Source organism: Vibrio sp. D173a, from assembly GCF_030248475.1.
The window spans coordinates 1-15,432 of sequence record NZ_JAHGAH010000064.1 but is presented as its reverse complement, the minus strand read 5'-3'; the positions used below and the strand labels follow the sequence as shown (position 1 = coordinate 15,432).

Sequence of the window (15,432 nt, the reverse complement as noted above, 5' to 3'; positions counted from 1 at the left end):
CATAAGCAGAAAATCAAAGCCCCGTCGAACCCAGAGTTTTACGGGGCTTATTTATAGAGGGTTAATAAACCAAAGTAACCAAACTCTTCGAGGAATATCCAAAGCAACACAAAACCAACAATAGCCACTAACCCCATGATGGCTCTTTCATCTTCTTCCATTGCATCCCCTCTCTGTACGTAACATCAACAAGCTACTGATCTAGATTAGCAGCTGCCGACACACCAGATATCAGGGTTCATTCCCTCTCAATTCGGAAATGAGATATAGGTCAAAATTTATTCAGTAATAATCGTGCTTTGCATTGAAAATTGTTAATTACTTGCGAGCCAAAATCGGCTATAACTCGCTCCTTGTTAATATTCTCGAGTTGAAGAAATGAATCATTGGATGCACTTAGAGCAAATCAGTCAGTATTTCACGGCTGGCTCTATCGGTTATAAAGTGTTGATGGGCGTCATCATTCTGATCGCTTATCGCTTGCTAAAGAAAATCGCCAACCGTGCGATCCTAAATTTGGCAGAAGCTAAAGGCGTAAGCAAAGCGCGCTTGAGCTTTATTCAGCGCTGCTTCAACGTCGCGTTCTTGTTTTTGTTTGCTTCGCTTTTCGCCATCGTAACCGGTATTGGCTATGGCGATGTGTCACTCTTCCTATCGTCTATCTTTGCGGTATTGGGTGTGGCTTTCATCGCACAATGGTCGATTCTAAGTAACATCACTGCAAGCTTTCTGATCTTCTTTGTCTTCCCATACCGCGTCGGTGACCGAATTAAAGTCGTAGATAAAGACGAAGACATCAGCGGTGAGATTCAGGAAATCCGTATGTTCCATGTGCTGATCAAGCATGACAACGGCAACCTAATTACTTACCCAAACAACTTGATGCTACAAAAAGCGGTACTCAAACTGGCAAAAGAAAAGGCCAAGCCTGAGGAGCCCAAAACCACCTCACGCATTTATACCCGCAGAAAGAAATAACCCACTAAAAAGCCGATGTATCTACATCGGCTTTTTGTTTCCTCGCATTTTTAAATACCTTCTTGACCTCAACCAAGCTTGAGGTTTTAGCCTTATTCGCACGATTCAAAATCAACAATGAAAAAGGAACCATTGTGTCCAAAATAGCGATTATTTATTTCTCTAAAACCGACGTTACTGGTCAGCTTGCTCGTGCGATTGCCGCAGGCGTTGAACAACAGGGCATTGAGCAACAAGGTGGATTTGAAATTCTCTCTCACCGTATTCAAGGCAGTGAGATTATTGAGGGGCGTTTTGTGCACCCTAACCTAATGGATGAACTTGCTGAGTGTGATGCGATTATCTTTGGCTCTCCAACCTATATGGGCAGTGTGGCAGCGCAGTTTAAAGCATTTGCCGATGCAAGCAGTGAATCTTGGTATTACCAAAAATGGGCGGGCAAAATCGCAGCTGGCTTTACCAGTGGTGGGGCAATGAATGGCGATCAGTCAATGACGTTGCAGTACCTACAAACGCTAGCTAGTCAGCACGGTATGATGTGGGTCGGATTAGATAAGATCAGCAATTCTGGCGAGCAGAATCTGAACCGATATGGTGTGCAAGGTGGCATTGTTGCTCAAGGCGGTGAAGACGGCCAGTTGCATGCCTCAGATGTTGCAACAGCAGAGTATCTTGGCAAACGAGTCGCTATGCTCGTGAATAAGCTCTCCACTCGTTAGCAATCAAAGAAGCCCCGTAAGATACATCTTCGGGGCTTCATATTTATCGCTTGTTTTGAGCGCTACTTCTTAATGTAGAGGTCTTTCGAGTAGATACGGCCCTCTACGTTATTCTTGGCAAAACCACCAACCGTAGGACGAACCAAACGCGCTTGCATGTAGTAGTAAATCGGTGCGATTGGCATATCTGCCGCCAACAATTGCTCGGCTTGATCATAGAAACCTTGGCGCGCTTTCTCATCGGTTGCGGCCAATGCACTGTTCATAGCCTTGTCGTAGGCTTCACTGCTGTAACGCGCAAAGTTACCTGACGAATCAGAGCGCAGTAGACTCAAGAAGGTCGAAGCTTCGTTGTAATCTCCGCACCACGAGGCGCGCATCACATCGAAGTCCCCTTGTTTTCGAGCGACGAGATAAGATTTCCACTCTTGGTTCTCTAATTCGACTTTCGCGCCCAAGTTGTTTTTCAACATAGAAGCAATCGCCACTGCAATCGCTTTGTTCGATTCACTGGTGTTGTACAGCAATTTGAAATCCAGAGACTTACCATCACCGTATCCCGCTTCATTCAACAGTTCACGTGCCTTTTCGTCGCGTTGTTTTTGCGTCCATGTGCTGTATTCTGGCTGAGTCGCATCAAAGCCGGCGGTGTATTGGTGTGCGAACGTATAAGCAGGCAGGTTACCCACTTGCGTGACACCATTCGTGATCACATCACGCATCATCGAATAAGACACAGCTTTACGAACTCGCTCATCATCGAACGGAGGACGTGTTGTGTTAAACGCGTAGTAGTAAGTACAGAGTAGCGGAACCGCGGTATACGCTTGCTCGTAATCTTTCTTCAGCTTTTGCGCCATGTGGGTTGGTACATCTGAGGTAATGTCCACTTCGCCCACCGCATAGCGATTGATCGATGCGTTTTGGTTCTCAAACGGAATGTATGTCACCTCAGTTAGATGAGTATCCGCGCTATCCCAGTAGTTTGGGTTCTTTTTCAGCTCAATGCGTTCATTCACCACCCATTTATCCAGAACAAATGCACCGTTGCCAACAAACTGCTTTGGGTCACTCCACGGCTTTTCGCTGTTCTCAACCGTTGCTTTGTGTACCGGCATCATCGAAGTGTGACCTGTCATTGCGACAAAGTACGGCACCTTGCTATCAAGTTCGAAGCGCAGAGTATGTTTATCGACGGCGGTGATACCAAGAGCATCCAGTGGCTTTTTACCTTCTGCTACGTCAGCGATGTTTTTGATCTTAGTAAGTTTGAGATACCAAACATTAGGTGAAGCGGTTTTCGGATCCACTGCACGACGCAGTGAATAGACAAAATCATACGCTGTCACAGGATCGCCGTTCGACCATTTGGCATCTTTACGCAGCTGGAACACAAAGGTTTGGTTATCTTCGGTTTGCCAAGATTCCGCAACACCAGGAACGATATTGCCATCGCGGTCTTGAGTCACTAAACCCTCAAACAAATCACGAATTACGTGCATCTCTGGTAAGCCTTCGGCTTTTGCAGGATCTAGCGTCGCCGCTTCTGCATCGTTTGCTCGTACTAAATGTTGTTCTGGTGCGAGTTGCACACCATCAGGTAAAGAGTCAGCTAAAGCTGAAGCGGATAAAAATGGGGTCAATAAAGAGGAAACCAGCAACGCTGTTGAATGCTTTTTAAAATCCATATCGTTTTTCGTTCTCCTAACACGTCTTTTGAAGCAAGTACCACAATTCATCATACAAGCATTGACGAACTTTAAGTGTTCAGTTTATATCCGAGTAATCTCAAGATGCTAAGTTCAACGGCTGTAACATGAGTTATATATAGCTTGGGTGATGAATAGATACTACTCGAACAATCAGGAGATTACGGTGAGTCTAATTCCAAGAACGGAAAGAGCGGCATTTTTAATTACGCCAACATCATATGGAAAATCGGTACTGGGCGCGCCGTTGTTGTACTTCCCAGCACAAGTAGAAAGTAACTCGCGAGGCCTTATTCTCGCGGGGACACACGGCGATGAGACAGCCTCAATCGCCGGATTGTCGTGCGCGTTAAGAAGCTTGCCAGCGGAGTGTCTGAAACACGATGTGATTTTATCGATGAACCCAGACGCAAACCAACTGGGTACACGAGCCAATGCCAATCAAGTCGATCTAAACCGTGCGTTTCCTACGCAGAATTGGACAGAATACGGCACAGTCTATCGCTGGAGCTCGCATACACCAGTTCGAGACGTGAAAGTAAAAACAGGCAACAAAGAACAGCTAGAGCCAGAAGTTGACGCACTAATTAGGTTGATTGAACTGCGCAGGCCAAAGTTTGTGGTCTCGTTTCATGAACCATTAGCGTTTGTCGACGACCCTGCTCATTCTGATTTGGCCAAATGGCTCGGCAAGCAATTCAATCTACCTATCGTTGACGATGTTGATTACGAAACACCAGGGTCTTTCGGAACTTGGTGCAATGAACACCAGTTGCCTTGTATTACAGTGGAATTACCCCCGATCTCGGCGGATCTCACAATAGAAAAGCATCTCGATGCGTTTATTGCTTTGTTGCAGCACGATCCAGATCTTTAATTTCTAGCGATACGAAGCGATCAAGTAAGGATCTGCTTGATATCGGTACTGATATCACTGATCAACTGACGCGCGCTTTCGTCTCTTTGCTGCACCAAAATAATAAACAGCAGATCCGTAATCACGTTTTGTGCCGTACGTGAAGCAATGGAAGAGCTGCGATGCTCTGTTTCATTGGCGATGGTATCAAACGTGATGTCGGCAATGTCTCTCAATCGGCTCCTTCCCGGAGCTGACAAAGCAATCACCTTAGCTTCCTGCTCTTTTGCAGCTTCCGCAGCCACCAGAATCTCTTTGCGTTCTCCTGAAAAAGAAATCGCGATCTGCACATCTTGTGAAGAGAGCGTACGCGCAACCGCAATTTGTACGTGACTGTCTTGCTCTGATAATGCGGTAATTCCAAGCTTAAGCAGCTTAAAACTCAAATCTTTTGCGGTAAGCGCAGAGCCGCCAATGCCCACCACTTGCACACGGCGCGCTTCACTCAACCACTTCACTGCTTGATGACACGCCTCATAAGAGAGCGCATTGGTCGTTTGGAACATAGCGTCAGTTTTCGCTTTAACCAGTTTTTGCGAAATCACCGCAATCGGGTCATCCGCCAGAATGTCACTGTGCAGCGGCGTGGATTGCATCGCTTGTTTGCGACCAATCTCTTCGTTCAACGCCAATTTGAACTCGCTATAGCCTTTATAGCCAATTCTCTGGGTGAATTTGACGATGCTCGATTGGCTCACTTGCACTTGCGCAGCAAGCTCTTGACTGGTCAATTGCGCAGCTTTTTCTGCATTTTCGACAATCCAATCGCCAACCAAACGACCACTTTGAGAGAGTTGAGTACGTCTTGCGACAATTTTATTGATAACGGACACGACAAAATTCCAAAAACTTTAAATAAATTATTCCAAAACAGAAATAATCACACTTTTCTTTAACTACCAGATTAACTTAACAACCCTTGTTTCTATGTTGGTTATCTCGTCAGTATTCTCGGTCATTATTCCAAATTTTCACTGAACAAAGAATAACCTCAAGTGTGATTTTTATCACCAAACCTGAATATTTTATTCCATAGAATCGCCCTCAGATTAAACATTTGCGAAGAGTACAAAACATGAAAATTGATTTAAGCCGATTGGTGACAGAAAGCCGCAATCCAGCGAGCGCAGAGATCGATACGCTTTCTACCATTGAGATGCTGCAAGTCATTAACCAAGAGGATCAGAAAGTCGCTTTAGCGGTGCAAGCCGTATTGCCACAAATCGCGCAAACTGTCGATGCTATTACTGTAGCGTTCGCCAGTGGTGGCCGTTTAATTTACATGGGCGCAGGTACCTCTGGCCGCCTTGGTATTCTTGATGCGAGTGAATGTCCTCCAACTTATGGCACACACCCAGATATGGTTATCGGTTTAATTGCTGGTGGTCATCAAGCGATTTTGAAAGCGGTAGAAAACGCAGAAGACAACGCTCAAATGGGCCAAGACGATTTAACAGCGCTGAATCTGACTCAGCATGATGTTGTGGTTGGCATTGCTGCCAGTGGCCGTACTCCTTATGTTTTAGGTGGTTTGGAGTACGCAAAATCTGTCGGAGCAACAACGGCCTCAATCGCATGTAACCCTGAATGTGCAATGGCAGAAGCGGCGGACATCGCCATTCTTCCGGTAGTGGGCGCAGAAGTCGTCACCGGCTCTTCACGCATGAAAGCGGGCACAGCACAAAAACTGGTGCTGAACATGCTGACTTCTGGCGCAATGATTCGCAGCGGTAAAGTGTTTGGCAATTTAATGGTGGATGTAGAAGCCACCAACGCCAAACTGATTCAGCGTCAAACCAACATTGTGATTGAAGCTACGGGCGCAACAAAAGAACAAGCAGAAAAAGCGCTTGAAGCGTGTGAACGTCACTGTAAGACCGCCATTTTAATGATTCTGGCTGATTTGGATGCTGAGCAAGCCAAGTCTCGCCTCGCCGAGCACAACGGTTTTATTCGTGCAGCACTAAATAATAACTAAATAGCCCGAGTCCTGAAGGATAGTCCCTATGGCCAAAATTACCTCTAACACAGTATCGCAATTGCTCGCCGCAGTGGGTGGCAGTCACAACGTAAGTAAATGCGGTAACTGTATGACACGTTTGCGTTTATCTCTCGCGAATAACAGCTTGGCGGACCAATCCGTCATTAAACAAATTCCCGGCGTAATGGGTGTGGTAGAAAGCGACGAGCAATTCCAGATCATTCTTGGTCCCGGTAAAGCTCAGCAAGCTGCCGATATGATGAATAAGTTGATCGACAGCTTAATCTCTGGTGACAGCGAAGAGCCTAACGCACCACAACAGGATCTTTCTGCTGTCGCTGCAGAACAGAAAAAACAGATGAAGAGTAAGCAAACCAGCGCGGTTCAACGCTTTCTGAGTAAGTTTGCCACTATCTTTACACCGCTGATTCCCGGATTTATCGCTGCGGGTTTACTGCTCGGTTTTGCCGCGTTATTGGAACAAACCTTCGTGCTCGATCAAACGCCAAGTCAGTTTATGTTGGATTTGATTGCCTACATGAAGGTCTTTGGCAAAGGCCTGTTCGCTTTCTTAAGTATTTTGATTGGTTACAACGCTCAACAAGCTTTCGGTGGCTCAGGTGTCAATGGTGCCATACTCGCTTCGCTATTTGTGTTGGGTTACAACCCCGATGCAACGTCAGGCATTTATTCAGGAATGAATGAGTTCTTCGGTTTTGCGATTGATCCGCGCGGTAACATTATTGGCGTTTTGATGGCAGCGATCATTGGTGCCCAGGTCGAGAAAAAAGTGCGTCAGTATATGCCTGACGATCTGGACATGATCTTAACGTCAGTTGTCACGCTTTTGATCATGGGTGCAGTAACGTTTTTGATCATCATGCCAATCGGTGGTGAGCTATTCAAAGGCATGTCTTGGTTGTTCCTAAACTTGAATGACAACCCATTAGGCGCAGCGATTTTGGCAGGTTTGTTCTTAATTTCCGTGGTATTTGGCATCCACCAAGGGTTTGTGCCAGTGTACTTTGCCCTGATGGAAGCACAAGGTTTTAACTCGCTGTTTCCTATCCTAGCGATGGCTGGTGGCGGTCAAGTGGGTGCTTCAATGGCGCTGTACTTCAAAGCCAAGAAAGACGCCCTACTACGCACACAAGTAAAAGGCGCCATCATTCCAGGTCTACTTGGCATCGGTGAGCCACTGATTTACGGCGTGACGCTACCGCGCGTTAAACCGTTCGTAACAGCTTGTATTGGTGGCGCAGCGGGTGGCTTCTTTATCGGCTTAGTCTCTTATCTTGGCCTGCCTGTCGGTCTAAATACCGTCTTCGGCCCATCTGGTATCGTTGCAATCCCCCTTATGACCTCGGCTAGCGGCATCTTTGCCGGCATGATGGTGTTCATCGGTGGTCTACTTATCTCTTACATTGTTGGCTTCCTAGCTACCTACTTCTTTGGCTGCAAAGACGTTGATTTAAGCTAAATCATTCTAACCCCTATAGGAATGCACTAGCTCGCGTCCTTGAGCTTTGAAGGGCGCACCCTCTCTCTACTTCTCACGACATTGATTTTATTCCGTTATTCGGAAGGGGCTTTGTCGTGCTTAAAAACAATAGAAACGAAAAGGTCGTTCACATGAAAAAGCACATTTTGACTCTACTTCTCCCTACTCTGATGGCATCGAACGCAGCGATGGCCGCTCAACTTTACCAAGCAGAAGACGGGTCGGTTTTGAACATTTACTCTCGTCTTGGCTTTAACGTCACTAATAAAAATGATGAACACGGTGATGCCAACGGCGAATTTGATGGCCGTATTGGTTTGAATGGCTCACAAACTATCAACGAACACGCCTCTGTCATTGGCCAAGCGCAATACCAAGTAGGTGCAGCCGAATACGCCAACCAAGTTAACGACAAGCCTTCTCTGACAGCACGTTACGTTTGGGCCGGTATTGATGCGCAAGATTACGGCCGAATCACAGGTGGCCGTGTTGCATCAGGATTGATCATGTTCACTGACATTGGTGATGTGTTTGCATCATCAGACGTTTCTATGGCACGCCAAGCAAATAAAGTGGACAAAACCGCGACACTGGTTTTCCGTCAAGACGGTACGCTGCAATACCAGAACCGCATTGGTAACTTCGACGCATCTGTCGCTTACATTATTGGTAACAGCACCTCTGAACTCGATTACGGCTACAACGCAGCATTACGTTACACCCTAGAAATGGGCGATTTGGGTACATTAGCCCCTGTAGTTGCAATGCAAAAGAGCAAAGGCGATGCGCGTGAAAATAACGATACCGATTACACCTTCTGGGGAGCAGGTACGCGTTACTACTTGGGTGATTTGATGTTAGGTGCGCTTTACTCAGAAGATGAGCTAGAAGGTTACTTCTCTGAAACCAGTACCGATAAAGTCATGGAGCTGACCGCAGTTTACAGTGTAAATGACAAATGGGCGCTACGTGCTGGTTACCGCTCTCTAGAAAACAGCGACGGCGACGAGCTTGAGCTGAAAGATACGACAGTTGAAGTGCAGTACAAACTGACCCCTCGCTCTTCTATCTACACTAGTTATGTTGACCGTAATGGCTCACGCGGTTACGACAACGCACAAGAAGTCTCGTTTGGTGGTGCACATGCAGATGAAAGCTACTACCACTTCGGGCTACGTTACGAGCTGTAAATGTCCATACACTCGTTTTAGTTAGCTAAGCTTTCCTCCTCGATTATTTTTCCTGCCTTTAAAATATCGAGGAGTGAAATCTTCCTTCTTTTCAGTTACTAGCCACTCAATGAGTTTCCTAATAGGCATTGCTGTCAATTATCATTACATGCATGTTTACTTTTTCATCATTAAGCAAGGTACTCTCTCATCAATTAATCATAACTGAATCAATTTGAGAGCCTTATGCCTGTAAAATTCTGCTCACACTGCAACAAACCGACTGAACACAAACGCGTGATGAAACGCATCAACACTCAACCTGAAAACATCAACGGCAAAACAGCCCGTTTAATGGTGTTAGTATCACGCTGTTTTACCGGTAACCACTATCACGAGTTAACGCCTCAATTCTACTGCCGTACTTGTAATCAACACTTTCTAGGCACTTCAGAGATTAAAGATCTGCACGCTCAAGACAACCTGTCAGTTTAAAATGATTACTGCTTAAAATGATTGCTGTTTGAAATGCTCAATAAACGCCTGCGTTCGCTTTGGTAAATGCTCACGTTTAGGATAAAGAATATAGAGCGGTAGGATCGCATCCGTTTGCCATTCAGGGAGTAACGGAATGAGTTGCGATCGCTCTTCACCGCTGAGTTTCTCCAATGCAAATTCATCCAACATGGCAACGCCGCATCCCGCAAGAGTGGCTTCAAGCATGGATTGAACCAAATTAAAACTGAGTACACTTTGCAAAACCACTGACACTTTTTGTTTGGTTTCCATATGATGGAAGTGCCACGTATCGAGGTTTAACTCTTCATTGCGATACACAATGTGGTCAAGCTGATAAAGATCTTCCGGCGCAGTTATGCTTGGTTTGTTAGACAAGTACGCTTTATGTGCGAACGGTTTACAGTGTAAAGAGCGCAGATGGTGGCCAATATAGCCCTCGGGTGGATTGTTCGTAAAGAAAAACGCCACATCAAAGCCAGACTCAATAAGATCCAAAGGCGTTTCTGAGAAGATCACTTCGAACGTCACTTCCGGATATAACTGGCGAAACTCGATCAATGCTCGGTTCAATAACGCAGCCCCAAATGACGCCGATGCCGCGATGCGCAAATGCCCGGCGACTCGGTCACTTTCCATCACTTGTTCATTAATCTGTTCTGCCCCATCCATCAACCCCTTCACTTGCTGATAAAAGCGCAGCCCATCGTAAGTAAGATTAAATTGCCTTGTTGTACGTTGAATCAACTGTACTGACAGAATCTCTTCTAACTGCCTCAATTGACGGCTCGCGTGCGCGTTTGAGCAACGCAGTTTTTTCGCTGCACCGGCAATACTCTTCTCTTCACATAGAGTGATGTACATCGGCACGTAGCTTAGCCACTTTATTTCCATATGGTAATTATAAATCTCTAAAAACAACCTACTGGAAATAATAGAAAGGCTCTACACTGCTTACAACTTAAAATTGGAACGGAGAATCACGAATGAACGCATTCGATACTTGGTTAAAAGGGCAAGTGATCAAAGACCATGTCACCAACCCGAATATCGAGGTGGGAGATTACAGTTATTACTCGGGGTTTTATCACGGTAAAACATTTGAAGATCAATCGGTTCGTTATTTGATGGGCGACAGCGTTACCCAACAAGAGTGGCAAGATGGCGCTTATAGAGAAGTGGACAAACTGATCATTGGCAAATTCTGTTCCATCGCTTCTGGCGCGACCTTTATGATGGCTGGCAATCAAGGCCATCGGGTAGATTGGATTTCTACCTTTCCATTTTCCCCTGAAGAGTTTGGAGAAGATGTACAAAGCGGCTTTGAACGCGCAGGTAACACCGTAGTAGGTAATGACGTATGGATTGGCAGTGAAGCGATGATCATGCCGGGCGTGAAGATTGGAGATGGTGCAGTGATTGGTGCGCGCTCAGTCATCACTAAAGATGTTCCGCCCTACTCGATTGTTGTTGGTCACAATCATATTGTTCGCCAACGCTTTGACCACGAATGTGTCGCTATGTTGTCAGAAATCAAATGGTGGGATTGGCCCAGTAACCATATTAAACAAGCAATGAAGATAATGTGCAGCAGTGATGTACGCGCGCTTGGTGCTTACTACCAAGAACACATTGCCTAAGTTTAAAAGCAAAAGCCCGTGTACCTCTCAATACACGGGCTTTTTCATTCTTTAAATTAAAGAGTTAAATCGCGACGACGTCTTCTTCCTCTAAATTTGCCGCCACTTTGATTTCGTATTGGTTAAAGCTAAACACACAACCGCCATGGGTACGTTTGGTTGTCACCTGTTCGTCTCCAAATTGCACCGTAACACGGGTAAACACGCGATCTTTGGCTTCGACAATATTCTCTTCCAGTGAGACCTCAAAGTCGTGCTCTGTGTGTTCTAGCTTCTGTTTAACCTCATCAAGACGCTCATTGTTTTGTGCTTTTAATACTTCGATTTGAGCTTGTTCTTCATCAGTACGCTCTGCTTTAGGACGCTTCTTAAATTCAAGTTCCTTACGAATCACATCCATCGTGCCTTCTTGGGCCGATTTGTATTCTTCTTTTAAGCTGGCAATGCGCTCTTTGTGCAAGGCGTAGCGGGCAAAAGCCTCGACTTTCGTGGCGGTATCGCCTTCTACACCAAGTTGCGAACAAAGTACCTTACCTCCTACTTTGGCATCACCACCGCTTAAAGTGCCGTTTTTACCGCTAGCATCAAGTACCGTCAGGTTGCGTCCACACTCAATGTCGTTATTCATGCTGTGCACAGCGAGCTCTATATCCTCGCCAGACTGCAATTCGCAATACTGGGCGTAACTGGCACGAATCGATATTTTGGTTCGAACGTGGCAACTCTTCGGCTGACCATCACTCACTGTGTGGCCAATAATGCCTTTCGCCACTTGGATATCACCCTCAGCTTGTACATCCGCAGATTCAATAAAGCCACCAACGGTAATAGAGCCTGTCGCTTTGACGATCATGCCAGATTCAATGTTGCCGCCAATGATGACATTGCCTTTAAACTTAACGTGTCCGGTATTTACGCCCACACTGTTGAGACACAGCGCATTATCGACCTCGATGGTTTTGTCTTTGATGAGAGGCGTACCAGATACAGAAGCAATCAGAAGATTAGGATCGGCATTGCTAATTTCCGTTCCTTTCCCCGGTTTGATAGGGCTGTCTTTTCCTGCTTGAGGAGGAATCACGCGTCCTTGCACAGTAAAACCTGGAATACCCTTGGTTGCAGGCGTTCGACGCATGACCTCGTCGCCAATATCAACGGCGATGGTTTCACCTAAGTTACGTAAATCAATCTTATCACAAGTGGTTTGGCCTTCTTTCGGCTTGAGGATACGTTTGGTGATGTCTTTGACGAGAGGCGTAAAGATAGCGTCTTTACCTTTAGTTGGTTGTTTACCAACAGCGACGGGTTGAGTGAAGGTTTCTCCGGGTTTAAGTTGATTACTGACGACCATGACTTTTTTGAGCGCCAATTTGTTGATGCCTTTCGACACTCGCGCATGAGCAAGCGCTTGAACGATTTCAGGACCACGCAAACCGCGGCCACCATAAGCGCCAGTGATGTTCATACTAGCGAGCATGTCGTTGTTCGACAGTTCAACTTCTACCTGAGCATTCTTAATCTGTGCGACGACGATGCCTTCGTATGCTTCAGCTTTGCGCTCACGAGCACAGTTAATAAATCGAACCACTTCAGCTTCATCAACAAATGCCTGACTCGCCTCCATCGTTTGAAGCTGCTCTGGCAATTCCTTTTGATTTAGCTCACTTTCCAGTTCAACATCTTCTGGTAGGCGGGCAAAAATCCTCGTTCTGTCTTCTGACCACTCAAGGCATATTTTCCACATAAGCAATCCATTGCTACCCATCACTTATCTCAGTCTAACCAAAAATATTTTCTGAACAAACCTCTCAATTCTCAGAATTAGGCTCACATCACTAAAGGATGCCCGCCAATTTCTGAGCTTGAGGCAGACAAACACAGAATTTCTAAATCGAGTTTGGATTCATTTATTAGTCACACTACCTGAGTTTGACTGGTACATAGCGAGCGATATCTGAATAAAAGTGGAGGTATGCTTAATGGCAATAGTGACTAGACTACAAATTGCTTATTTAGCTCAAATATCAATATCGTTCAAAAGAACGAGTCCCCGTTTACAGTGTAAATTGAGATTATCTTTACACCCTTCCGTAGACCTTGACTAAAAAGAGCCAAATCAAAAGGGAGGATTTACAGTGTAAACCCTCCTCCTTTCAAATCTACTTTTACAGTGTAAATTACTCGCTCTGTTTACACTGTAAATTTAGCTATCAAAACTTGTAGCTCGTTTCTTATATGTGCTTCAACTTGCTTACGTCCCGGCAAGCCATATTGCTTAGCGCACTCACTCCAGTCTTTGTTTAAGAATAATTTACTGATCATCAAGTCAGAGACATCAGCCAAACCACATTGCAGTAACCATTGCTGAATCCAAACAGAGACCGATTCAAAGTTATTACCACCTTGAGCATAACACTCGATTAAAGTGCGCTTCGTTAAATGGGACGGGCAAGTAGATACCGAGGTTGGTAATAGCGCGCGAAGCAAACTTGGCTCTAACTTAGGATACGTAGACGCTGCACTCAATGGCAACAGTTCTTCGAACAGCGATTTAGCTTCGTTTATCCAACCTTGTTGTGAGCCACATTGACGAACCATCAACAACGAGTAACACCCACTTGCCGCATCTCGCATACTTCCGAGGCGAATGGATTCAAAACCAGATTGCTTCCAAAACGCAATCAGTTCTTCTGTTGCACCAAAGCTGGTGGACAAATAAGAGATATGAGGCGGCGTAGATTGTTCCAACTGCTTTAACATTTGTTGGCCAATGCCCTGCCCTTGCAAATCTGGATGCACCGCAATTCGCATGACTCGCAAAGTAGAAAGCGCCCCCACATCAACGTAACCAAGTTGATTGATAATAGTCACTGGTGTTAGGTGCCCTTTCGGACGACGTTTCCCAAGCTGAATATCTTTAACGAGATTCGAATCGAGGTTACCCTCCTCCACAGTTAACATCACCCCGACGACTTCATTGTTATTCTGAGCTACGTAGATCTGGCAATGTTCATCTTGCAAAAGATGCAGCAAATCATTTGGCGAGGTTTGATAATGCGCATTCACAAGTAACGCAAAGCACGTTTTCAATACGGAAGGATTAGAAATCAACGCTGACTTACGGAGATTAATTAATGAAATATCGCCAAGCTCGGCAGGTTGGCTCGAGGTAATTTCTGCATCCAGTAAAAATGCTTGGTACAACCAAGATTCCAAGTTGTCATTTACTGCCCATCGAATAGGTTGTTGAAGATGACAAAGCTTCATTCCAGGTCTTTGCTTTTGTAGCCAATCAACAAACTTAAGCGTGAAGCCACGGCCACAACCTTCATAACCATGAATGGTGGTTGAAAAGACGAGGCGATGATATTGCTCAGTAATCTGCTTAAGCATAGGAACCGGAATCGCGGCGGCTTCATCAACCAATAACAAATCACACTCAGGTAAAGTAGAGAGTAATTCATCCGGTGCGATGAACTGAATGTAACCCTGCCCCGCTTCTAGTCGGTCTTTCTTAACGCGCTCTGCGGTTGATAGCATTCTCTGCGCGTGCTGATAAACAGGTTCGACCGCTTTGATGCTTGGCGCTGTGACGAGAATTCGTAATAGCTTTTGCTCTAGAAGCTGCGCGCATGCAATGCCTAACGCACTGGTTTTTCCTCGACCACGATCGGCGGTTAATACTAAGGGACGTTTACGATGCCCTGTCACTACTTTTTCGATAAAAGAAACCGCTTCAGTTTGCTCGCTAAACTGGTGCGCTTTTTCCGCTTGTATGAAAGCTGGCAATAAAGGTAATGACAAATTCTCCTCAATCACGGTGAGTTGTTGCCATTGCGTTTGCATCCACAATTTGGCTTCATCCGCGTCTTGATTTTTATTGGCAACCACAATCAATAGTCCACCGCCGACAAGCGAGCCAAGAGCCGAAGTAAAACTGTTGGCATCAAGCTCTTTTCTCGCATCAAACAGCAAAACGTCACACTCGCGACCAAGCAACATATTGCCTTGTTTTGCATTTACGCAGTGGGCTTTTTCTAGTTGCCACTCCCCTACGCAGAACCAAGTTTGATTTTGTTGCTTTTGATGGAAGTCGGCAATCAAGGCGTTTTGCCAATCGGCATCACCGTAAATCACCACGCCATTACGTTGAAAGGCTTTGTAAGATTGGAGCTGAAGCTGAGAAAGGAATTCAGATTGTGCGAGCATTACGTGTATCCAAGCGTTGAACTAACGCCATGTTATCACATCTGGATTCATGGAGACTTCGTCAAATTGCAGACATAAAAAAACCGCCCGAAGG

The 15,432-nt window shown here is 45.6% G+C and carries 13 protein-coding genes; 8 read left to right on the top strand and 5 right to left on the bottom strand.

The genetic code is table 11. From position 1 onward, the window contains the following. Positions 1–390: 390 nt before the first annotated feature. Positions 391–978: a mechanosensitive ion channel family protein gene (locus KIV40_RS07370; RefSeq protein WP_285348535.1), complete on the top strand. Its 588-nt coding sequence runs from the start codon at positions 391–393 to the stop codon at positions 976–978. 134 nt (positions 979–1,112) lie between these two features. After that, positions 1,113–1,697, top strand: coding sequence for a flavodoxin family protein (locus KIV40_RS07365; RefSeq protein WP_285348518.1), 585 nt, complete (start codon positions 1,113–1,115; stop codon positions 1,695–1,697). A gap of 62 nt (positions 1,698–1,759) precedes the next feature. On the opposite strand, the gene KIV40_RS07360 is transcribed toward KIV40_RS07365, so the two are convergent. Next, on the bottom strand, positions 1,760–3,385 hold the full coding sequence (locus KIV40_RS07360; protein WP_285348517.1) for an ABC transporter substrate-binding protein: 1,626 nt from the start codon (positions 3,383–3,385) through the stop codon (positions 1,760–1,762). 187 nt (positions 3,386–3,572) lie between these two features. On the opposite strand from KIV40_RS07360, the gene mpaA reads away from it, so the two are divergent. Further along, complete coding sequence (gene mpaA, locus KIV40_RS07355; RefSeq protein ID WP_285348516.1) at positions 3,573–4,283, top strand: murein tripeptide amidase MpaA; 711 nt, start codon at positions 3,573–3,575, stop codon at positions 4,281–4,283. A gap of 20 nt (positions 4,284–4,303) precedes the next feature. On the opposite strand, the gene KIV40_RS07350 is transcribed toward mpaA, so the two are convergent. Next, complete coding sequence (locus KIV40_RS07350) at positions 4,304–5,155, bottom strand: SIS domain-containing protein (protein ID WP_228174968.1); 852 nt, start codon at positions 5,153–5,155, stop codon at positions 4,304–4,306. A gap of 242 nt (positions 5,156–5,397) precedes the next feature. Between KIV40_RS07350 and murQ the strand changes: the two genes are divergently transcribed. The 4 genes from murQ (at position 5,398) to KIV40_RS07330 (ending at position 9,468) form a co-directional block, all read left to right on the top strand. Then, the gene (murQ, locus tag KIV40_RS07345; RefSeq protein WP_134977201.1) at positions 5,398–6,300 is read left to right on the top strand and encodes an N-acetylmuramic acid 6-phosphate etherase; all 903 of its coding nucleotides are present in this window, start codon (positions 5,398–5,400) and stop codon (positions 6,298–6,300) included. Between the two features lie 28 nt (positions 6,301–6,328). Further along, positions 6,329–7,783 carry a PTS N-acetylmuramic acid transporter subunit IIBC gene (gene murP, locus KIV40_RS07340; RefSeq protein ID WP_285348515.1) on the top strand — a complete coding sequence of 485 codons (1,455 nt, stop codon included), beginning with the start codon at positions 6,329–6,331 and terminating at the stop codon, positions 7,781–7,783. Between the two features lie 152 nt (positions 7,784–7,935). After that, positions 7,936–8,994: a porin gene (locus KIV40_RS07335; protein WP_285348513.1), complete on the top strand. Its 1,059-nt coding sequence runs from the start codon at positions 7,936–7,938 to the stop codon at positions 8,992–8,994. A gap of 225 nt (positions 8,995–9,219) precedes the next feature. Beyond that, positions 9,220–9,468 (top strand): hypothetical protein, encoded by a 249-nt coding sequence (locus tag KIV40_RS07330; protein ID WP_285348512.1) that lies wholly within the window; start codon positions 9,220–9,222, stop codon positions 9,466–9,468. Between the two features lie 12 nt (positions 9,469–9,480). Here the strand turns inward: KIV40_RS07330 and KIV40_RS07325 are convergent, their stop codons facing one another. After that, positions 9,481–10,383: a LysR family transcriptional regulator gene (locus KIV40_RS07325; RefSeq protein WP_285348511.1), complete on the bottom strand. Its 903-nt coding sequence runs from the start codon at positions 10,381–10,383 to the stop codon at positions 9,481–9,483. Positions 10,384–10,475: 92 nt separating this feature from the next. Between KIV40_RS07325 and KIV40_RS07320 the strand changes: the two genes are divergently transcribed. After that, a complete protein-coding gene (locus tag KIV40_RS07320) occupies positions 10,476–11,129 on the top strand; it encodes a CatB-related O-acetyltransferase (RefSeq protein WP_228174972.1) in 654 nt (217 codons plus the stop codon). A 64-nt stretch (positions 11,130–11,193) separates the two neighbouring features. Here the strand turns inward: KIV40_RS07320 and KIV40_RS07315 are convergent, their stop codons facing one another. Both KIV40_RS07315 and KIV40_RS07310 read right to left on the bottom strand, forming a co-directional pair. Further along, positions 11,194–12,873: a FapA family protein gene (locus KIV40_RS07315; protein WP_285348510.1), complete on the bottom strand. Its 1,680-nt coding sequence runs from the start codon at positions 12,871–12,873 to the stop codon at positions 11,194–11,196. 446 nt (positions 12,874–13,319) lie between these two features. Beyond that, positions 13,320–15,338 (bottom strand): tRNA(Met) cytidine acetyltransferase TmcA, encoded by a 2,019-nt coding sequence (locus tag KIV40_RS07310; protein WP_285348509.1) that lies wholly within the window; start codon positions 15,336–15,338, stop codon positions 13,320–13,322. Between the last annotated feature and the right edge of the window lie 94 nt (positions 15,339–15,432).